The following is a 20,740-nucleotide window of genomic DNA, read 5'->3' on the forward strand; positions in this document are numbered from 1 at the left end:
AAAGGGCTGCAACCGGCCGTTTCAAGTAGTGCCGCGGCCTTTTTTCTTCCCATTTTCTTTCTGATGACGTTCGACGAACTCAATCTGGTTCAGCCTATCCTGCGTGCCCTGCACGAGGAAGGCTACACCACCCCCACTCCCATTCAGCAGCAAGCCATTCCGCATGTGCTCGACGGCCGCGACCTACTCGGCGTAGCCCAGACCGGCACCGGCAAAACAGCTGCTTTCACCGTCCCTATTCTCCAGATTCTGAGCCAGACGGCCAAGCTGGAAAACCATTCGCACTCCCGCATTCGCTGCATGGTGCTCACGCCAACCCGCGAGCTAGCCATCCAGATTGGGGAAAGTTTTGCGGCCTACGGCCGGCACCTGCCCCTGCGCCATACCGTTATTTTCGGCGGCGTCGGCCAAACGCCCCAGACCAATGCCCTCCGGCGCGGCGTGGAAGTACTCATTGCCACGCCCGGCCGCCTGCTCGACCTGATGAACCAGGGCTTCGTGGATCTGCGCCACATCGAAGTATTCGTGCTCGATGAAGCAGACCGCATGCTCGACATGGGCTTCATCAACGACATCAAGCGCATTCTGCCCAAGCTGCCGACCTCGCGCCAGACGCTGTTTTTCTCAGCCACCATGCCCGGCACAATTCAGGAGCTGGCCAACTCCATTCTGAAGCCGAACCCGGTGAAGGTGGCCGTCACGCCCGTTTCGAGCACGGCCGACACCATCACCCAATCGGTGTATATGGTGCCCAAAAATGATAAGCCTGAGTTGCTGGAGCATATTCTGCAGGACAAAGCCATCAAGCGGGTTCTCGTCTTTACCCGCACCAAGCACGGTGCCGATAAGGTCGTTAAAACGCTGGCCAAGGCCAATATTCCGGCCGAAGCCATTCATGGCAACAAGTCGCAGAATCACCGGCAGCGGGCTCTTTCCAACTTCAAAGCCGGCAACACCCGCGTATTAGTCGCTACCGACATCGCTGCCCGGGGCATCGACGTCGACGAGCTGACCCACGTTATCAACTACGAAGTTCCGAACGAGCCCGAAACCTACGTGCACCGCATCGGCCGCACCGGCCGGGCCGGGGCCGATGGCAAGGCTCTCACCTTCTGCGACGAGGAAGAGCGCGCTTATCTGCAGGATATCCAGAAGCTGATTCGGCGGGAGATTCCCGTGGTTTCCGACCACCCATATTTTAGTATGTTCGTAGTGCCCGTGCCGCTCACCGGCGGTCCGGCCATTCAGCGGCCCAAAGGCCCGGCAGGACGGGCTCCCCGGCCCGCCCGTGATGGTCGCAGTGGTGATTCGCGGAGTGGTGATGCCCGCGCCCCGCGCACGGGTGGTGCCGGTCCGGCCCGCTCGGCAGGTAGCACAGCAGGCCGTAGTGAATCGCGCCCCGCCTCAGGTGGCGGCCGCTCTACGTCGGCCAACTCCAACCGCCCCGCGGGCGGGCGGCCCGCTAGCAGTGGCGGCGGCAATAGTAGCCCACGGCGGCGCTTCCGCAACGACGGCACTGGTCAATAACCTGCTGTTGTAGTGCATTCCAAGTACAGGTAGAAAGGGCCCGGACGCACGTTCGGGCCCTTTTTGTGCGGTGCTAGGCGAAAAGCTGCTGGCAAGAGACAATACGTTTTCTCAGGAATTGCCGCCGCAGAGGCCATTCGACTTTTTACTGTATTGATGGGCTTTGGGCTGAAACAAAAAAACTACTTCCCGCTTATTACAGCGTCACCTGTTATCATTTTTTAACCTCGTCCGCAACTTTGTTCTGTATGGCTAAAAGTACTTTTCCCGTAATCCAGGCGCTGCGCGACACAGCTCAGCGGCTTGCTACGCAGGCTCCCTACCAATGGGGACACATGGGTAGCTGCAACTGCGGCCACCTGGCCCAAACCGTTACCCACCTGACAAAGGCCGAAATCCATACCCGCGCCATGCAGCGCTACGGCGACTGGGAACGGCAACTCATCGACTACTGCCCTACCAGCGGCTTGCCCATCGACCAGACGATAGATGAAATGTTGGCTTTAGGCTTTTCCCGCGCCGACCTCACGCACCTCGAGAAACTCTCGGACCCGACTATCCGGGCCGTGTTACCCTTCGAGCGCCGCAACGCGCTACGCCACAACCAGCGCGACGACGTAGTGCTCTACCTCCGGACGTGGGCTCAGCTGCTGGAAAACGAATTGCTGAACGATATTCAGCTCCCAGCTGACCTGGCCCGGCCCAGGGAGGTGGTGCTGGTCGGCGAATTATCTCCGGCGTAACTTTTTGACCGGGCCCGCCCATTGGTTTCAATAGAAATACCAAAGCCCCGCCGACTTGCGTCGAGCGGGGCTTTTTTTATATTCTTCGTCCTAATCCTAAAGCAGTGGTGCTGCCGCCTTAGGATGCAGATTAATGCGGGTTAGTTAACGTTACTGCGCTGAGCTTCGCGGTACATCTCGGTACGGTGGCTGCGCTTGTAGGCAGCATCGGCGTTGGGGTCTTTCTCGGCGTCGGGAGCTTGCGAGCAGGATGAGAGCAAGAGCGAGGCGCAGGCAGAAAACAGAATGAGCAGACGGGACTTTTTCATATCCCAAAGGTAAGCACCACCTCTAAAACGGCCAAGCATTCCGGTGCATCTCTTGCGCAAGGTTTGTGACCGCAGCTCAGCTTACGCTACATGTTAGAAATGTAACATGAATATCAAGCTTTGAGCACTCTGCTGCAGGCTAATTTCTTTATTACATTTGACAACACTCCGTAGAGCAGGTACAGCAATAGTAATATCCTACTTATCACAATAATCTGTGTAACCCGCCCCCTTGAGGAAGTGTCAGAGGTGGAGAGGTGTCGATGCGCAGCTGGGCTAACGTTGTTAGCCACTACGAATCGACTCGTTTTTGACTTATTCCACTGTGCTCTTGTGACAACGCTCTTAGTAAACCAATCTGGGTAATTTCAGCGCTGAGCCCTCGATTTCGAGCTCAGTAAAGTAGAAGTAAATCTGTTGGAAAAATCACTAACAAACGACTAACTTTTACAATATCAACACTTCACATATATGTACACAATAATCTGAAATACAGTTATATAAAAAACAAATTACTAAAGCAAAGACCGTCTACTAAGTTGTTTGCGACTATAGAATTAAATCAATAAGCTTAGTGGGCATTCGCACAAGCCACATAGTCTTGCAAGAGCCATGGCACCTTCTACAGACATTCTCTACCAGTCGGTTTTTCTTACTCTGCCAAATTGCACTCACAGCCGTACCCACCTACCAGCTCGCATCGGGAGGCACGATGGCAAAGCTCCTGCTGCCCTATTCCGGTTGATAATCTCCGAACGTGCCGTCTTGGTAGAAAATGACAATGCGCCTGATTTTCTTGCCAGGCTCTGCGAAGGAAACAATGGGGCTGCTAGTGGTAATGGGCGGACTCTGCACAGGTTTGGGCGTGTGGTCAGAGGCGACTACTGGGGCCGGCTGAGCAACAGGCACCACTAGCGGCGGCGAAGGCTCAATCAGAGGTGCTGGCTCGGTAGAGGGTGCTATTTCGACACTGAGGGTAGGCTGAGGCTCATTGCGACTACGTTCGGGGGCAAAGTCAGCAGGAACCTGGGCGCGTTTTGTGGCTGCCTGTGCCACTCTAGAATCCTCAGGCAGCACGGTAGTACCCATAGAACGTAGAGTGCTGTCAGAAGCTGCGGCAGCCAGCATAGGCGAAGTACCGCTCAGCAGCCAGGGCAGCGACAAATCGGGGTAGGCTCCGATAATCTTCTGAACTACTTCCAGGCTCGGCTTATTGCGCCCACTCAGGATGTGGCTAACAATAGGTCGCGCTACCCCAATAGCGTCGGCAAACTGCGTGGGGGTTAGCTGCCAGATCTGCAGCAACGTTCGAATTCGCTCAACCATAGAAGAACACTCTGTGATTTACAAATGTACGAAGCAGGCTGCGGGAATACCGATAATCTTAATTGATTACACATGTAACAAGGCTATCCGAAAGTGTTTACCTTTGTAATATAAGCAGATTCAACGAAACAAAATGATAACAAAAGTAATTCAACCAGATGGGCCTCCTATTTGACAGCAAATCTATTTCGACCTCCTATTCCCTCTTCCGGTAGCTGGTTAGCAATCATTGCTGATGGTGAGGGCCTGCTTTTTATCCTTCCTTGCCAATCTCTTGCCCCAGGCTACAAACATAAAAAAACTGGCTACCGGCTGATGCAGCCGGTAGCCAGGATGTAAGGGTAGCCAGCCGAAAGGCCAACCAGAGCTAAAGGGCAGAGCCGCTTAGTTGAAGTATTCGCGGGCTAAGGCTTTGTCGTGATTGTAGATATCATCCCGGAAATGCACCTCGCCGGCTTCGTCCACCCAAGCGGTAAAGTAAACCAAGTACACCGGTATGTGCTCTTTGAGCGCAATGTACTTTTCCTTACGGTTGTTGATCGTGTCCTGAATTGTCTGACGGTCCCAGCCCGGCTTGTCGCGCAGCAGGTACTCGGCCAGCTTCAAGGGCTCCGCCACCCGGACGCAACCGTGGCTAAAGCCCCGCTTAGCCTGGCTGAACAGCTCATCGTGCGGGGTATCGTGCAGGTACACGTCATTGGAGTTGGGGAAGATAAACTTCACTTCCCCGAGGTCATTCTTCGGGCCGGGCCGGCGGCGCACGGTGTACTTGAACGTCTCTTGCGAGATGCTCGACCAGTCGATAGAGTTGGGGTCAACGGCTACGGCTTTCTTTCCCGACCCCTTCACAACTTCCATATCCAGCCGGTCGAGGTACGACGAATTGTTGGCCAGTTTCGGTCCTAGCTCCTTCTCAATAATGCTCCACGGCACGTTCCAGTAGGGCGATAAAACTACGTATTCCATCTTATCGCTGAACACGGGCGTAGCATTAAGCGTTTTGCCCACAATGACGCGCATGTCGAAAACCTCCTTGTTGTTTTCGACCACATGGAGCTTGTAATCCGGGATATTTACCAGCAGATAGCTCGGCTCAAACTTCTTTGGAATCCAGCGCCAGCGCTCCATATTCATGATGATCTGGTCGACCCGCGCCGACACCGGAACGTTGAGATACCGTAAGGTTTCTCCACTCACGATGCCGTCCGGCTTTAGGCCGTTCAAGTCTTGGAAGTGCTTTACTGCTTCCACCAGCGGGCCCTCATATTTCTCGACCGGAGCGGCAGCGGGTGTAGAGTTAGCCGTAGCTTGCACGGGCGCAGAGATGGCAGCCGCGGCCGGAGCCGCGCCCCCTAAGAGCCGCTGGCGCAACAGCGTTACCGCCGGGGAAGCCTCACCGGGCTTAAGCTTGGTGGTAGCTGGTAATGCGGGCCAGCCGCCGTTGCGCTGAATGCCCCGGTAGTCGGCCAGGATCTTTTTCAGCCGATCATACTCCGGGTGCAGAGGCTCGAACTCATAATAGGGGTACGTACTTTCCCGCTCCTTGAGGATAGTCAACAAGGCTTTGTGCAGCTTAATCTTGTTGCGCTTGACGTTCCAATCAATGCTTTTGACTTCGCGTGGGTTTACCGTGCCCCGATAAAAATCGGAGGCCCAGTTGAAATAAGTACCTGACAGAGCTACATCTATCTCTTTTTCCAGCGCATTGCGCTTGGTAGAGTCCGACTTAGATTTATCAAATTCGGCGAAGAGCTTATCGAAGTCTTTGATCTTGTAATCCTTAGGATCGAGACCTTCGTCGGCGGCTTTGTTGATAACGCCCAGCAGGGTTTTGGCCTGGGGTACCAGCTCGTGGTTGCGAAACCAGCCCAGGCGGAACTCCCGCTCCCGGTAGAACTTCTTGCCCCACTCCAGCTGATCCTTGAATGCGGGAACGGCCTTCATGTAGCGGATAATGTAGGTACTGTCGAGGGTGGGTTGCGCGCCGCCAGCCTGGGTAAGGCCACCGGGCAGCGCATCCTGTATTTTGTCTTTCTGATCCTGGCTGCACGCCGAGCCCATCATTGCCAGGCTGATAAGCCAGAACAACAGGACGGTGAGAAAGGCCGGACGATTTGCTTGCTTCATGTAGGTAAGTCGTGGTGAGAAAGGCAGAAATGGCTGCTACCGAACAAGGCCCGGCAAAAAGCTGACCAACCTGCCGGCGCGGCATTCTGCGCGTTTTACTGCTTTCCGGCCCTTGGGGTTGCCGGGAAAGCAGAACGACACCACGCTGCAAGTTACTAGTTTTGCGGCTACTGCATTCCGACGAATTTCGACTAAATCCAACCCTGGGGTTCGGCTATATTTGCCGCTTTCGCCTAGTTCGCCGTAAAGGCTCTTGCTAGTATTCCTTCCCTCGGCCCCATCCTTGTTATGTTCACTCCCGACCCCCATAGCTACGCCCGTCCGTCCGAAGTACAGGTGCGCCACCTGGCGCTGGACCTGCAGGTTGATTTTGGAACCCGCACCCTGCGTGGTCTGGCTACCTGGCAGCTCACCAACCATACCGGGGCCACCGAGCTATGGCTGGATGCCCGCGACCTTACCATCGAAGCAGTGCTGCTCGGCGGCCCGGAGGGCGAATTAGCTGTTTTCACGCTCGGTGCTGCCGATGCCATCCTTGGCCAAGCCTTGCACATTGTCGTTCGCCCCGATACCACCGTTATTTCCATCCGCTACCAGACCTCGCCTGGCGCGGCGGCGCTCCAGTGGCTAGAGCCTGCGCAGACGGCCGGCCGCCAGCTGCCATTTATGTTCACTCAGTCGCAGGCTATTCTGGCCCGTACCTGGATTCCGTGTCAGGATTCGCCCGGCGTGCGCTTCACTTATGAGGCTAGCGTGCGGGTGCCAGCCCACCTGCTCGCGCTGATGAGCGCCGAAAATCCGCAGCAGCTCAGCTCAACAGGCCACTATGCTTTCCGGATGCAGCAGCCAATTCCAGCCTATCTCATGGCCCTGGCCGTGGGCAACGTGGAGTTCACGCCCTTGAGTACCCGCACGGGTATCTATGCCGAGCCCGTGACGCTGCCCAGCGCTACCGACGAATTTGTGGACCTGGAGAAAATGGTGGCTACCGCTGAGGAATTATATGGCCCGTACAGCTGGGGCCGGTACGATTTGCTGGTGCTGCCGCCGAGCTTTCCGTTTGGGGGTATGGAAAACCCTCGTTTAACATTTGTAACACCGACCATCCTGGCCGGCGACCGGAGCCTCACCAGCCTGGTGGCCCACGAGCTGGCCCACTCCTGGTCGGGCAACCTGGTAACCAACGCTACCTGGAATGATTTCTGGCTGAATGAAGGCTTCACCGTGTACTTCGAGCGCCGCATTATGGAACGCCTATATGGCCGTCCCTACGCCGATATGCTGCAGGTGCTGGGCCACACCGGCCTACTGCACGCCGTGACCGAGCTTGGTGCCGACAGCAAAGACACGCACCTTCACCTCGACTTGGCTGGGCGCGACCCGGATGAAGGGCTCACTGAAATTGCCTACGAAAAAGGCGACTACCTGCTGCTGACCCTGGAGCAGCTGATAGGCCGGCCCAAACTGGACGCCTTTATTACGGAGTACTTCGCCCGCTTCAGTTTCCAGTCGATGGACACAGTGTCGTTTGTGGCTTACCTGCGCCAGCAACTGCTGAGCCACGAGCCGGGCCTGGAAGAAAAGCTGCAGCTCGATGCTTGGGTGAACGGCCCCGGTATTCCATCGGTAGCTCCCCCGGTGGCATCGGCTCGTTTTGCTGCCGTGGAGGCCGCGCTGCACAACTGGCAGGCCGGCACCCCCGCTGCCGTGCTGACCACCGCCGACTGGAGCAGCCATGAATGGGTGCATTTTCTGCACGGCTTACCCAAAAGTATGACGGAAGCTACCCTCGGTGAGCTGGACGCCGCCTTCGGGTTTACCCGGTCGGGAAATGCCGAAATTCTGTCGGCCTGGTTTCCACTGACGCTGGCTGCCGGCTACCACCCTGCCGATGAGGCGATGCAGGAATTTCTGATAAAAGTGGGGCGGCGCAAATTTCTGGTGCCAATCTACAAGGCACTGCTGGCCGTGCCCGGTGGTCAGGCGCGGGCGCAAACTATTTATGCCCAGGCCCGGCCCAACTATCATTCAGTAGCAACCACTACTTTTGATGCGCTGGTGGGCCAGCCCGCGTAAAGTACTGCTCAGCTCCGGCAGGAATGGCGTGAACCTTGCTTGCCGGACAGTAGTTATTTTTCTTTCGTTTTCATTAAAGTTGATTTGTCGCGTTGAAAGCACTAAAACCTCTCGGGAAGTTAATTGCCATTGGGGGCAATGAGGATAAAGGCACCTACCCTAACCCGCGCACCAAGAAAAAATACTACCTCAACTTTTTTGAGCTCGGTATTCTGAAGCGCGTCGTGACCGAATCGGGGAAGACCGATCCGCGCATTGAGGTCATCACGACGGCTTCCATGATTCCGGAGGAAGTCGCCCGCATCTACGTCTCATCCTTTGCGATGCTCAACTGCCTGAACGTGGGCATTCTGGATGTGCGCACCCCCGAAGACGCGCAACAGCCAGAGTACCTGGCCCGCCTGCTCGAAGCCGACATTGTGATGATGAGCGGCGGCAACCAGTCGCGTCTGAAAATGATGTTCGGCGAAAGCGAGTTTCTGGACCGCCTGACGACCCGCTATTTCACCGAACCCAACTTCGTTATTGCCGGCACCAGCGCTGGGGCCATGGCCATGTCGCACATCATGATTATGGGCGGCAGCGTTCCGGACGCTCTCATGAAGGGAGCCGTGAAGATGGGCACTGGCCTGAGCCTGATTCGCAACGTAGTAATTGACTCGCACTTCGTGAAGCGCGGCCGGTTTGGGCGGCTCATGGAAGCCGTGGGGCTGCATCCCAAGATCATCGGTATCGGCTTGGGGGAAGATACGGGCGTCCTGATTACGGAAGGGAACCTGATTGAGACCATCGGCTCCAACCTGGTTATCATCATGGACGGGCACAACCTGCAGCATAACAACGCCGCATCGGCCAAGAAAGGCACCACACTGTCGATGGAGAACATGACCCTCCACGTGCTGGCCAAGGGCAACACCTACGATATTCAGGAGCGCAAGTTCTACGTCGATAAAACGAAATCAGCACCGACCGTTTCTCCCGAAGCACAAACCGCTACAACAGCTACGGCATAGCCCGGCTGGTTTCAAACGCACAGCGCCGGCTTCCTTACTTGGGGCCGGCGCTGTGCGTTTATTCTCGGGGATAAAATCCAGTGTTTTTGACTCCTTATATATAAGGAGTCAAAAACACTGGATTTTATGAGAGTTGCCAGTCGCATCTGATCTTTGCCACCAAGCTTCTACTCCTCCTCACACAGAGTAGCTCAGTCTTTATAGATGCCCACGTAAAGTGAGCCGGTGGAGCTAAGGCTGGCGCGGTACATCCCATCGGAGTTGAAAGGCAGCGCAATCTGGCCGGTGCCGTCGATGGCTACCAGCCCCCCTTCTCCTCCTACCGGGGCCAGTTTCTCGTGCACCACAATGCGGCAGGCTTCAGCCAGGCTCAGACCCCGGTAGTCCATGAGGCAGGAAATATCGTGGGCCACGACGGCGCGCAGGAAAAACTCGCCGTGCCCGGTGCAGCTGATGGCGCAGGTCCGGTTGTCGGCGAAGGTACCTGAGCCGATGATAGGCGAGTCGCCGATGCGGGAGTAGCGCTTGTTGGTCATGCCGCCGGTGCTGGTGGCGGCGGCCAGGTTGCCGTGCTGGTCGCGGGCCACAGCCCCTACCGTACCCATTTTTTTCTTGGGGTCTTCATCAACGAAAGCCGCCGGTTCCGCCAAGGGTGCCTGGGCTTCGCTGTGGTCGAGACGCATGCGGCCTTCCGTGAGGGCCTGCTGGAGTTGGTCGTAGCGGTGCTGGGTAAAAAAGTACTCCGCCGGCTGCTGGGGCAGGCCAAATTCGCGGGCCAGCTCTTCGTTGCCGGGATACGCCAGCAGTACGTGCTCGGTTTTGTCCATCACCAGCCGCGCCGCCCTGATGGGGTTCTGCACGCTCCGGATTCCGGTCACGGCGCCAGCGGCCCGGTCACGGCCATCCATCAGCGACGCATCCATTTCGTGGTGGCCTTCGTGGGTGAATACCGCGCCGCACCCGGCGTTAAACAACGGACAGTTTTCGAGGCTCACGACGGCCGTTTCTACTGCATCGAGAGCGGCTCCACCGTGGCGCAGCACGTCGTAGCCCGCTTCCGCAGCAAGCTGTAGCGCTTGCCGATAGTTCTGCTCGGCCTCCGCCGTCATCAGGGTGCGAGATATAGTACCAGCACCACCGTGCAGGGCTAAGGCAAAAGGAAAATCCATGCGTAATAGGCTTTTTAGTGGGCTGAGGGCAAGAACGAAAGGCAAAGATACGCAGCGCGGCGGTCCGGATTTTGAGCGGCTTCCGTAGCCATAACGCGTTTTTTTTCGTACGTTTGAACTACCGATTTCCCCACTTAACTATTTTTTTTATGGCTTACGACGCTACCGGCCGCCTGCACGAGATTTTTGACGAACAGCAGGTGAGTGAGAAATTCCGCAAGCGCGAATTTGTGCTGGAAGTTCAGGATGGCCAGTACCCTGAGCACATCAAGTTTCAGCTGGTCCAGGACAAAACAGCTCTCATCGATACTTTCAAAGTAGGTGATGAAGTGAAGGTAACCTTCAATCTGCGGGGTCGCGGCTTCAACAAGAACGGCCAGATGCTGTACTTCACGAACCTGGAAGCCTGGAAGATTGAGGCTGGCATGGGCGGCGGCGCTCCCGCTGGCGGTGGCTACAACCAACAGGCTGCTCCACGTGCCGCAGCTCCGGCTCAAAACCAGAACCCTAACCTGCGGGCTGCTCCCGCAGCTCCTATCGCCGGCGACGACGACAACGACCTGCCCTTCTAAGCATCGTTGAACGCCGTTGCTACGGTACTTGCTAAGGCGGAAGCTGGAACTCCCATCGGGGCTCCAGCTTCCGTTTTGCATGTAGAGCTTTCCCGTTTTGGCTTCAGAAGAAGTCGTATGCCAATCCCTATCTGAGAAAAAGGCATCCCAGCAATGTGAACTCCTTCCTTTGGGTGGCATTGCGCGTATCAGGCTTTGTCTGGTAAAAGGTAAAACTCCCCGGTATCCTTTTATCGTTTACCTAGCAGCAGCCTCTTGCTACTCAGAGCCTGATTTTCGGTTTCTCCTGCTTTATCTTCTGCCTTCTCATGGCCGTGCTTTCTGAAAACCAACTACTTACTGGAAAAACCATACTCATCACCGGTGCCTCGGGCGGCATTGGCCAGATTACGGCACGGGAGCTGGCCCGGCGTGGGGCGCATATTGTTCTGGTATGCCGTAACCAGGAGCGCGCCGAGCACACCCGCCACCTGATTCAGCAGGTCAGCCCCGCCAGTGAGCCCGATATTCTGCTGTGCGACCTTTCGCTGCTGGCCGAAGTGCGGACTCTGGCCGCCACTGTAGCGCAGCGCTACGAGAAGCTGGATGTACTCATCAATAACGCGGGTATTATGCCGGGCCCGCTAACTATTACGGCGGAAGGCCACGAGCTGAGCTGGGTTACCAATCATCTGGCCCCGTTTCTGCTGACCAACCTGCTCCTGCCCCAGCTGGAAGCGGCCGGCCAGGCCCGGATTATTTCCGTGGCGTCGGAAGCCCATTGGCTGGGCGAAATCGAACCCGCGCAAACGCTGCGCAACGCCCCCGACAAGTACAGCTCTTTCACGGCTTATTGCGATTCTAAGCTGGCTAACATCCTGTTTACCAACGAGCTAGCCCATCGACTGGAGCTGACAGGCATTACGGCAAACTGCCTGCACCCCGGTGTGGTAGATACGGGACTGGTAAACCCGCGCAGCTCCCGGCTGCTGAAACTAATGTGGCTGCTGGCCCGGCCCCTAATGATAACGGCCGAAAAAGGTGCTCAGACGAGCATTTATCTGGCTACGGCCTCACAAGTAGCCACCATTAGCGGACGATATTTCAAGAACAGCAAACCAGCCCGCACTTCCGGCACCGCGCAAAATCGCGCCGAGGCCAGCCGGCTGTGGCGCATTTCGGAGGAGGAAACAGCGTTATAATACCTTGCTTCCGTTCGGTTGGCAACTGCTGATAATTCTATTTCTGACCTCACGTTTTGCCGCAGCTCCATGTTTAGCATGTCGGAAGTACAGGAACTCATCCAGCAAGGGGAAGGCGAGCAGCTGGAATTCAAGAAGAAAACCACGCATCCAACCCGCATTTCGCGCACGCTGGCATCGTTGGCCAATACCCGGGGCGGGCGCGTGCTGGTAGGCGTCGATGACGACGGCCGGATTGTGGGCGTGCGCGATGCGGAGGAGGAAAGGTATTTGCTGCGCCTGGCGGCCGAGCACTATGTGCAACCGCCCATTGCACTGCTTTTTACGGAGTTGGAAGAGGACGACCGCACGGTGCTCATTGTCGTGGTAGCGGAAAGCACCTGCAAGCCCCACCGCGCCCAGGTAGCGGAAGGCGACTGGCGCGGCTACGTGCGGGTGCGCGACGAAAGCGTGCAAACCAGCGGCCTAACGGAGCGCGTGCTGGAACGCCAGGAGCCCGCACGCTTCGAGCAGATTCCGCTCAACCGGCACGAACTGGCCGTAATGGACTATTTGCGCAAGCAGCCGCGTATTACCCTGGCCCAATTCATGAAGCTCGGCAATTTGGGTAAGCGCAGGGCGTACCAAACGCTGATTAAGCTTGTGCTGCACGGATACCTCCGCCACCACGACAAGGAAAAAGAGCCGTATTACACCCTCTGATTTTTCTGGCCAATGGATAACCGCTGCTTGTTGCGGCTCGCCAGAACCCACTAAACCAATCGAGCCTTATCAGCCCCGACGTATGAGGATGATAAGGCCCGGTGGCAAGAAAGCGGCGGCAAACGCACCGATAATAAATTCGGATTATTCGCTGCTGCTGTTTTTAGCGCGCTTCTTCTCGTCTTTGGCTGCTTTCTTCTCTTTCGTAGTTTTAGCAGGCTCCTTCTTTTTTTCTTTGCGGGGTTCTTGTGCTTTAGCCATGACGCAGCGGGGTTTGGGTAGAAACTAAATGATGTACTCGTAACGCAACGAAGTGCGTGGGTGTTGTATGAAAACGGGCTCTAGAACAGCTGAGGAAGGTACCGCTCCCGCAACACGGCTATATGGTGCAGCTCATGACCGGGAATGACGTAGAGCAGCGCCCGCACGCCGCTGGGGCCGTTGTTGGCCGTGCCGGTCCGGTCGAGCTGGGTGGGCGTGAAGGAACGGAACAAGGAAAGCGTAGCAGCCCGCACGGTGGCATATTCGGCCAGCATATCACTCAGCGGCCGGTCGTTGGCACCAGATTCGGGCACGTAGTCGTCCTGCTCGTAGCCGGGCAGGTCGGTTTGGTCGTTGCGGGAAAAGCGCAGGGCGCGGTAAGAGAAAATCCGCTCGGTATCGATGATGTGGCCCAGCATTTCCTTAGTGCTCCATTTGCCGGGGGCATAAGCGTATCGGGCCTGCGCATCGGTGAAATGCCCAATGAGCTGCGTAGGTAGCTGCGTGAGCAATTCCAGCGGGTCGGCACCCACGGGTACGTGCCGGATGTAGGTATCGTAATACGGCAGATACTGGCCGGGAATGGGGCGGGTGAGGGTTGACATAGACAAAAAGGCGTGGTGTCGGGGCGAAGGTAACCAACTTCCCGGGCCGTGGCTGCGTACACGGGCCAATTATTCCTTTAACTCTTTTCCGATGTCGTCACTTGCCGAAAAAGGATTTTCCATTTCCAAAAACGCGCTGTTCAGCGTATTTATCAACCGGGCGGGCCGGCTATTGGGTCGCCCCTTCAAAGTGGTGCTGGTGCTCAATGAGGTAGCCAACAAGCTGGCCGACAAAAAAAGCGGCGACAACAAGTTTCAGCAGCTCTTGAGCGTGATGCTGACCGTGGTGCGGATGGTGAAAAGCTACGTCAGCGGGGCCTACCGCCAGATTGAAACCCAGACGATTCTCTCGGGCCTGGGCGTGCTGCTCTACACCCTTTCCCCTATTGACCTGGTGCCCGACTTTATTCCGGTCGTTGGCTTTCTGGATGATCTGAGCCTGATGAGCTGGTTTGTGGGCAGCTTCCAGGGTGAAATCACCAAATTCCGGGAGTGGGAACAGACCCATGCCGATGAGGCCGCCGAAGCTACGAAGGACTTACCGGCGGTGGCCAAAGCTACCACTGAGCTGCTGGCTACGCCGGCCGTGGCCGAGTTGGGCCACTCGTAGTAAAGCTGACTGGTTCAGAACCCGTTGCAACCAATATACTTTATGAACCCCGACCAGCCGTGTCGGGGTTTCTGTTTTGGTGGCCGTGCCGGAATGGTGAACGTCGCCAAAATCCGCGAAATTTGCGCCACCCGCCGCTGTCGTGGCTTATTTGCTCCCAGTTTCTCTCCTATGCGCATCACTACCCGGCTGGCGCTGCTGGCCCTGTCCCTCTTTTGCTGCCTGCCTACGGCCCGTGCCGATGAAGGCCTCTGGCTGCCGCTCCTGCTCAAGCAGCTCAACGAAGCCGACATGCGCAGCAAAGGCCTCAAGCTCAGCGCCGAACAGATTTACAGCGTAAACCAAGGCAGCCTGAAAGATGCCGTGGTGCAGTTCGGCGGCGGCTGTACCGGTGAAATTGTTTCCGACCAGGGCCTGCTGCTCACCAACCACCACTGCGGCTACGGTCAGATCCAGCAGCATTCGTCGGTCGAAAAAGACTACCTCACCAACGGTTATTGGGCCATGAACCGCGCCGAGGAGCTGCCCAACCCCGGCCTGACGGCCACCTTCATCGTCCGGATGGAAGACGTGACGAGCCAGATTCTGGCGGGCGTGCCCACGAACAGCATCACGGAAGCCGACCGCGAAAAGCTGGTGCAGACCAACATCCAGCGCGTGGCGCAGGCAGCCGTGCAGAACACGCACTATCAGTCGTTTATTCGGCCTTTTTATAATGGTAACGAATACTATATGTTTATCACGGAGGTGTTTCAGGACATCCGGCTGGTGGGCGCGCCGCCGAGCAGCATCGGCAAGTTTGGCGGCGATACCGACAACTGGGCCTGGCCCCGCCACACCGGCGACTTCAGCATCTTCCGCATCTACGCCGGGCCCGACAACAAGCCCGCTCCGTATTCAGCCGATAACAAGCCGTTTAAGCCCCGTCACCATTTGCCTATTTCCCTCAGCGGCATCAAGCCCGGCGACTTCACGCTGGTCTTCGGCTTTCCGGGTCGTACCAATGAGTACCTCACCTCCTGGGGGGTGGACGAAGTATATTCGCTCTCAAATCCGGCCAAAATAAAGGTGCGCGACGCCAAACTCCGCATCCTGGACCAGGATATGAAAGCCTCCGATAAGGTTCGGATTCAGTATTCGGCTAAGTACGCGGGTATTGCCAACTACTGGAAAAAGTGGATTGGCGAAACCCGGGGCCTCAAAAAACTGGATGCTGTGACGCGCAAGCAGGAGCAGGAAGCCAAGTTTACGCAGTGGGCACAACACGGTACCGAAGCCCAACAGGCCGCCTACGCCCCCCTACTGCCTCAGCTCGAAAAAAACTACCGCGCTGTGCGCGACTATACCCTGGCCCGCGACTACGTGACCGAGGCCGCGCTGGGCATCGAGCTCATTGCGTATGCCAACAGCCTGCTGCCGCTGGTGGACATGGTGGAGAAAAAAGCCCCGGCGGCCGACGTGGCCACCGCCGTTGCGCGGGCTAAAAAGGGGGTAGCGGGCTTTTTCCGTAACTATTCCGCCGCCACCGACCGCAAAGTAGCCGCCGCCTTGCTGCCGCTCTACGCCGACGGCACGCCCGCCACGCTGCTGCCCGGCTACGTGCAGGCACTGCAGAAGCAGTATCCTGGCAAACCTGGCTGGGCATCGTTCGTCAACGCCCTCTACGATAAGTCGAAGCTCACAACTGAGAGCAGCGCCCAGGCCGTGCTCGACGAAGTAGCCAAAGGCAACCTGCGCGTCCTGCGCGACGACCCCGCCACCCAGTTGGCCAACGCCATTATTACTCATTACCGCGCGGCTATTCTGCCGGCCTACACCACACATACCGACAATATTGCCCTGCTACAGCGCACCTACGTGGCCGGCCTGCGCCAGATGCACACCGACCGCAAGTTTTACCCCGACGCCAATTCCACTTTACGCGTGTCTTACGGGCAGGTAGCCGCTTACGAGCCCGCCGATGGCGTGCAATACGACTACTTCACTGATCTGGACGGCATCATGGAAAAAGCCGACCCCACCAATCCCGATTTCGAAGTACCGGCTCGCCTTGCGGAACTCTACCAGAAGAAGGATTATGGCCCTTACGCCCTGAATGGCACCGTACCCGTAGCTTTCATTGCCACCAACCACACCACCGGCGGCAACTCTGGCTCGCCCGTCATTAACGGGAATGGGGAGCTGATCGGCATCAATTTCGACCGTAACTGGGAAGGAACTATGAGCGACATTATGTTCGACCCGGACCGGGTGCGCAATATCACCCTCGATGTGCGCTACCTGCTGTTTGTGGTCGATAAATACGCTGGTGCGGGCCATTTGGTGAAGGAAATGACCATAGTTGGCGCTTCAACCGCCGCTGCGCCCGAAGCTGGAAAAGACGCAAAAAAGGTGAAGTTGAAACGCAAGGAAAAAGCTGGCGCTGTAAACTAGCGGGGGCTATTTGCCACTTATAAAGCGTCGCTTCTCGGGTGGAGGCGGCGCTTTTTGTTTCTTTGGGCGACTTATGAAACGTTTCTCTTTTCCCCAACGGCTGCGGGGCTTCTCGCTAGGGCTACTGCTGGGCAGTACGCTGCTTACCGCGCAGGCTCAATCTCCCGCTGCTCCTGCTACACTTTTGCTACGCCCCGCCGCCGTTTTCGATGGCGAAACTCTGCATGCGGGCTGGGTGGTGGTGGTGGAAGGCGACAGAATAAAAGCCGTTGGGCCGGCAGCAACAATCAGTGCCCCAGTCGGTGCCCGCACCCTCGATTTACCAGGTCAAACCTTGCTGCCGGGCCTGATTGAAGGCCATTCGCACCTGCTGCTCCACCCCTACAACGAAACGAGCTGGAACGACCAGGTGCTACAGGAGTCACAGGCGCTGCGGGTGGCCCGGGCCACGGCTCACGCCCGCCACACGCTGCTGGCCGGCTACACCACCGCCCGCGACCTGGGCTCGGAGGGCGCGGGCTACGCCGATGTGGGCGTAAAACAAGCTATTGAGCAGGGCATTATTCCTGGCCCCCGCCTGCTGGTAGCCACCCGGGCACTCGTAGCCACGGGCAGCTATGGGCCCAAGCTTTCGGTGGATGTAGACGTGCCGCAGGGCGCACAGGAAGCCGATGGTACCGATGGCATCGTGCGGGCCGTGCGGGAGCAAATCGGGAAGGGGGCAGATCTTATCAAGGTGTATGCTGACTACCGCTGGGGCAAAGGCGAGCCGTCGCGCCCCACGTTTTCGCAGGAAGAGTTGACCCTGATTGTGCAAACCGCCCGGGCCGCCGGCCGCCCCGTGGTGGCGCACGCCTCCACGCCCGAGGGCATGCGCCGCGCCACGCTGGCCGGAGTCGAAACCATTGAGCACGGCGACGGGGGCACACCGGAAATATTCAAGCTCATGAAGCAGCGCGGCGTAGCCCTGTGCCCCACCGTGGCCGCCGGCGACGCAATTTCGCAGTACCAAGGCTGGAAAAAAGGCCAGGGCCCGATGCCGGAGCGCCTGGAGCAAAAGCGCCTGAGCATGCAGGCCGCCCGCAAAAGCGGCGTCATCATAGCCATTGGTGGCGACGTGGGCGTGTTTCAGCACGGCGACAACAGCCGCGAGGCCGAGCTGCTGGTGCAGAAGTACGGCTTCTCGGCCCTGGAAGTAGTGCAGGGCCAGACCAGCGGCAATGCCCGCATTTTTCATCTGCAGGACCGGGGCCGGATTCAGCCGGGCCTGCTCGCCGACCTGGTGGCCGTGGCAGGCGACCCAACCCGGCAAATTACCGCGCTGCGGCAGGTAAAATTGGTACTGAAAGGCGGCGTAGTTTACACCAATGATAAGTAGAACATGGATATTTTTGATCTGACCTCTGCCATTCAAAAGAGCCTCCTGTACTTCGTGCCAGCAGACGCTACGGAAGAAAGCGTATATGAGAATTTGATTGCGGAAGGGATTGGACCGGCGTTAGCAGACCGGATAATCATCTTCACGCCTACCGCTTTTGGGCGAGTGATGATGCGTCATTTAGCACTTGTATTCCCAGCCACCTATCGAATTCAGCGGGAAAGCGGAGAATTGTCCGATTCGCTTTTACTAACTTCTGAGCCGGTCTATCAGGCAGCATTGAACTTGGCCTACACTATTGCCAGTGCCCAAATGTGGGAGGAAGCGCTTCACTCAGAAGTGGCCTATTGGAGTGCAGAAGCCGAAGTTGTAAGTCAAGCACTGGTCGAAGGGTATCCGACGGCGAATATTAAGCCTACGGAGTTGATTGTGCACTGGTTTGTGTAGCTGTACCTAAACAGGTAGCCTACTACAAAGACCCCAGTTACCCTGGCCGCTCCACGCCCAGTTTCTGCAGCTGCTCCGCGTATTTATCATATATCACCCGCAGGTCCTCGCCGTGCTTGCCGGCATCGACGCCAATGCTGACGTTGCTGCTGTGGAAGCGGTGCAGGTGGCTGATGTGGGGAGACAGCACCGGCAAATGTCCGGCCAGCAAAAAGCGCACGTACAGGTCGAGGTCCTCGGCCATGGGCAGCTCTTCGTCGTAGCCCCCGACCTGGTCAAATAGCGCCCGGCTGTAGCACACGTTGCCCTGAATAAAGTACTCGGCTTTGAAAATGGCCTGCAACATTGCCTGCGGCGTTTCGAAGTGCCAGGCGTAATAATCCTCGCCGGGCAGGTAGCGCCCATCCTGGTCCACGCGGGGGAAGTCGGCCACGAACCAGGGCTGCTGCGGATTCTTTTCAACCAGCCGGGCATAGTGGTATAGTGGTAGAGGCAGCGCTGCAGCAGAACATCATCGTCGTCGAGAGGCACGAGCCAGGCGCCGGTATCGGTTTGCTCGATGAGGCGGTTGCGGGCCCGGCCGGCGCGCACTGTATCGGGGTGGCTCCAGTAGCGCAGGGCGTGGTCGGGCTGCCGGACGGCTTCCCGCAGCCACGCGGTGGTCCCGTCCGTCGAGCCGTTTTCGTAGATAAGATGCTCCCGGGGAAAATCGAGCGGGGCGCTGATAGTGGCCTGGAGGCTGGCTTCGGGCAGGTACTGCCGACGGTTGTGGCTGGGGGTAATCAGGGCGAAATGGATACCCACTATTCTGCTTTTGCGGCCAAAAAGTTGCCTTTCGGGCCCGCTCGGCCCAACTTTCCACCTCCCGGCGGCGTTTAGCAACTACCATTTCTCCCCTATGGCTAAGTTCGTCGTTACCCTGCGCTTTCCGGATTCTTTTGATGCCGAGTTCATTGCCCTGATTCCAGAGCACCGGAGCCTGATCAACCAGCTTATTGAGTCCAATGTGGTGGAAGCCTACGCCATCAGCGCCAACCGAACCCGTGGCTGGGTCACGATGAACGGCAGCAGCGAAGAGGTTATCCGGAACACCGTGGAGCAGTTTCCGCTCTACCCTTTCTTGCTGCAGGTCGAGATTGATGAACTGTTCGTATTCGACAGCACGGCCTCCCGCTTTCCGCGTATCAGCCTCAATTAAGCCCTTTATAAAGCCGCCAGCAGCTCCGGCGCGATTTTAGCTAAAGGCGTTTTTTAGCCTTCTGTATTTCCTGTTTCTGCCCTGCATGACTTTCCCTCTCCGGTTCCTGGTTTTCGCGGTCATTCTTCTGGTTGCCCTGGCCGCCGCCCCGGCTCCCGCCGATAAGCCTACCACCGAACAAGTTCTCTCCCGCCTCACCAGCTCCATCGAAAACCTGAAAACCCTGCGCTGCAACGTGCGGGCGCAGGAGCGGCTGGCCGACAACAAGTATCAGCAGGCACGCACGGCCATGAAAATGGCCTTCAGCCCGCTGAAAGTGTATTTGCGCAACCAAAAAGGTATTGAAGTACTCTGGGTGACGGGCCAGAACAGCGGCGATGCCTGGGTCAACCCCAACAGCTTCCCCTACGTTACGCTCAACCTGGACCCCAACGGCTCAGTGATGCGCCGCAACCAGCACCACAGCGTTCTGAATGCCGGTTTTGGCACCTTTGCCGATCTTATCCAGGGCTCCAGCCTGCGCCAGGACCACGCCTACGAACGCAGCTTCCGCTACACCGGCGACTCCATTGTGGGGGGCCGTGCCTGCCACGTGCTTCGTTCCGACTTCCCGCAGTTTCGCTACATCACCTACAAAACCACCAAGCCGGAGTCCATTGCCCGCATTGCCGACCGGTTTGGCTGCGGCGAATACCGCATTATGGAACGCAACAACCTGACGGCGGAAGAACTAGTGCCCGCCGGCAAAACGCTGCAGGTGCCCAACAGCTACGGCCGCCGCACCATCGTTTGCGTCGATCTGAAAACCTTCCTGCCGGCCGTTGTGCAGGTGAACGACGACAAGGGCTTATTCGAAAAGTTTGAGTTCTCGGATGTCGTCGCCAACCAGCCTATTCCGGCCGCTGAGTTTGCGAAGGATTTCAAGGGCTATAAGTTTTAGGAGTGAGTTTGCCAGGTATCAGGCGACGCTTGTCGAAGCCTGATACCAAAACCAAGCGGTGTGGTCAAATCCCTACCATATTCTGAAGCAAAAAGCGACAAACAGAAGCGGCCCTCCTGCTCAG

At 57.4% G+C, this 20,740-nt stretch carries 19 protein-coding genes and 1 pseudogene; 13 read left to right on the forward strand and 7 right to left on the reverse strand.

Translation table 11 applies throughout. The features are described 5' to 3' along the window. Positions 1–63 precede the first annotated feature (63 nt). Together E5J99_RS09680 and E5J99_RS09685 are read left to right on the forward strand one after the other, a co-directional pair. Positions 64–1,527 (forward strand): DEAD/DEAH box helicase, encoded by a 1,464-nt coding sequence (locus E5J99_RS09680; protein WP_135497525.1) that lies wholly within the window; start codon positions 64–66, stop codon positions 1,525–1,527. A gap of 248 nt (positions 1,528–1,775) precedes the next feature. After that, complete coding sequence (locus tag E5J99_RS09685) at positions 1,776–2,270, forward strand: hypothetical protein (RefSeq protein WP_135497526.1); 495 nt, start codon at positions 1,776–1,778, stop codon at positions 2,268–2,270. 140 nt (positions 2,271–2,410) lie between these two features. Here the strand turns inward: E5J99_RS09685 and E5J99_RS21230 are convergent, their stop codons facing one another. The 3 genes from E5J99_RS21230 to E5J99_RS09695 form a co-directional block, all read right to left on the reverse strand. Next, positions 2,411–2,578, reverse strand: a complete 168-nt coding sequence (locus E5J99_RS21230; protein WP_167852056.1) for a hypothetical protein — start codon at positions 2,576–2,578, stop codon at positions 2,411–2,413. A 732-nt stretch (positions 2,579–3,310) separates the two neighbouring features. Continuing rightward, entirely contained in the window at positions 3,311–3,904 is a 594-nt protein-coding gene (locus E5J99_RS09690; protein WP_135497527.1) for a helix-turn-helix domain-containing protein, read from the reverse strand. A 384-nt stretch (positions 3,905–4,288) separates the two neighbouring features. Beyond that, a complete protein-coding gene (locus E5J99_RS09695; protein ID WP_135497528.1) occupies positions 4,289–6,031 on the reverse strand; it encodes a L,D-transpeptidase family protein in 1,743 nt (580 codons plus the stop codon). 288 nt (positions 6,032–6,319) lie between these two features. Here E5J99_RS09695 and E5J99_RS09700 point away from each other — a divergent pair, with 288 nt between their 5' ends. Both E5J99_RS09700 and E5J99_RS09705 read left to right on the forward strand, forming a co-directional pair. Continuing rightward, positions 6,320–8,107 (forward strand): M1 family metallopeptidase, encoded by a 1,788-nt coding sequence (locus E5J99_RS09700; protein ID WP_135497529.1) that lies wholly within the window; start codon positions 6,320–6,322, stop codon positions 8,105–8,107. 92 nt (positions 8,108–8,199) lie between these two features. Beyond that, positions 8,200–9,120 (forward strand): cyanophycinase, encoded by a 921-nt coding sequence (locus E5J99_RS09705; protein WP_135497530.1) that lies wholly within the window; start codon positions 8,200–8,202, stop codon positions 9,118–9,120. A gap of 191 nt (positions 9,121–9,311) precedes the next feature. On the opposite strand, the gene E5J99_RS09710 is transcribed toward E5J99_RS09705, so the two are convergent. Further along, complete coding sequence (locus E5J99_RS09710) at positions 9,312–10,289, reverse strand: isoaspartyl peptidase/L-asparaginase family protein (RefSeq protein ID WP_135497531.1); 978 nt, start codon at positions 10,287–10,289, stop codon at positions 9,312–9,314. 149 nt (positions 10,290–10,438) lie between these two features. Between E5J99_RS09710 and E5J99_RS09715 the strand changes: the two genes are divergently transcribed. From E5J99_RS09715 to E5J99_RS09725, 3 genes are all read left to right on the forward strand, one after another. Further along, on the forward strand, positions 10,439–10,861 hold the full coding sequence (locus tag E5J99_RS09715) for a DUF3127 domain-containing protein (RefSeq protein ID WP_135497532.1): 423 nt from the start codon (positions 10,439–10,441) through the stop codon (positions 10,859–10,861). Positions 10,862–11,169: 308 nt separating this feature from the next. Continuing rightward, the gene (locus E5J99_RS09720) at positions 11,170–12,042 is read left to right on the forward strand and encodes an SDR family oxidoreductase (protein WP_135497533.1); all 873 of its coding nucleotides are present in this window, start codon (positions 11,170–11,172) and stop codon (positions 12,040–12,042) included. Between the two features lie 18 nt (positions 12,043–12,060). Beyond that, positions 12,061–12,744: an AlbA family DNA-binding domain-containing protein gene (locus E5J99_RS09725; protein ID WP_245318858.1), complete on the forward strand. Its 684-nt coding sequence runs from the start codon at positions 12,061–12,063 to the stop codon at positions 12,742–12,744. Between the two features lie 341 nt (positions 12,745–13,085). On the opposite strand, the gene E5J99_RS09730 is transcribed toward E5J99_RS09725, so the two are convergent. Beyond that, positions 13,086–13,610 carry a DinB family protein gene (locus E5J99_RS09730; protein WP_135497534.1) on the reverse strand — a complete coding sequence of 175 codons (525 nt, stop codon included), beginning with the start codon at positions 13,608–13,610 and terminating at the stop codon, positions 13,086–13,088. Positions 13,611–13,701: 91 nt separating this feature from the next. Here E5J99_RS09730 and E5J99_RS09735 point away from each other — a divergent pair, with 91 nt between their 5' ends. From E5J99_RS09735 to E5J99_RS09750, 4 genes are all read left to right on the forward strand, one after another. Further along, the gene (locus E5J99_RS09735) at positions 13,702–14,220 is read left to right on the forward strand and encodes a YkvA family protein (protein WP_167852057.1); all 519 of its coding nucleotides are present in this window, start codon (positions 13,702–13,704) and stop codon (positions 14,218–14,220) included. Between the two features lie 171 nt (positions 14,221–14,391). Next, positions 14,392–16,653, forward strand: coding sequence for a S46 family peptidase (locus tag E5J99_RS09740; protein WP_135497536.1), 2,262 nt, complete (start codon positions 14,392–14,394; stop codon positions 16,651–16,653). A 73-nt stretch (positions 16,654–16,726) separates the two neighbouring features. Beyond that, positions 16,727–18,031 (forward strand): metal-dependent hydrolase family protein, encoded by a 1,305-nt coding sequence (locus E5J99_RS09745; RefSeq protein ID WP_135497537.1) that lies wholly within the window; start codon positions 16,727–16,729, stop codon positions 18,029–18,031. Positions 18,032–18,034: 3 nt separating this feature from the next. After that, a complete protein-coding gene (locus E5J99_RS09750) occupies positions 18,035–18,478 on the forward strand; it encodes a hypothetical protein (RefSeq protein ID WP_135497538.1) in 444 nt (147 codons plus the stop codon). 37 nt (positions 18,479–18,515) lie between these two features. On the opposite strand, the gene E5J99_RS21855 is transcribed toward E5J99_RS09750, so the two are convergent. Both E5J99_RS21855 and E5J99_RS22245 read right to left on the reverse strand, forming a co-directional pair. Continuing rightward, the gene (locus tag E5J99_RS21855) at positions 18,516–18,911 is read right to left on the reverse strand and encodes a glycosyltransferase family 2 protein (RefSeq protein WP_245318860.1); all 396 of its coding nucleotides are present in this window, start codon (positions 18,909–18,911) and stop codon (positions 18,516–18,518) included. 65 nt (positions 18,912–18,976) lie between these two features. Next, positions 18,977–19,282 (reverse strand): annotated as a pseudogene (locus E5J99_RS22245) (glycosyltransferase family 2 protein); the annotation flags it as partial. Between the two features lie 94 nt (positions 19,283–19,376). On the opposite strand from E5J99_RS22245, the gene E5J99_RS09760 reads away from it, so the two are divergent. Together E5J99_RS09760 and E5J99_RS09765 are read left to right on the forward strand one after the other, a co-directional pair. After that, a complete protein-coding gene (locus E5J99_RS09760; RefSeq protein WP_135497540.1) occupies positions 19,377–19,676 on the forward strand; it encodes a hypothetical protein in 300 nt (99 codons plus the stop codon). An 85-nt stretch (positions 19,677–19,761) separates the two neighbouring features. Then, positions 19,762–20,616 (forward strand): LysM peptidoglycan-binding domain-containing protein, encoded by an 855-nt coding sequence (locus E5J99_RS09765; protein ID WP_135497541.1) that lies wholly within the window; start codon positions 19,762–19,764, stop codon positions 20,614–20,616. Positions 20,617–20,740 lie beyond the last annotated feature (124 nt).

It is taken from the genome of Hymenobacter elongatus, from assembly GCF_004745955.1.
Classification (GTDB): Bacteria; Bacteroidota; Bacteroidia; order Cytophagales; family Hymenobacteraceae; genus Hymenobacter; species Hymenobacter elongatus.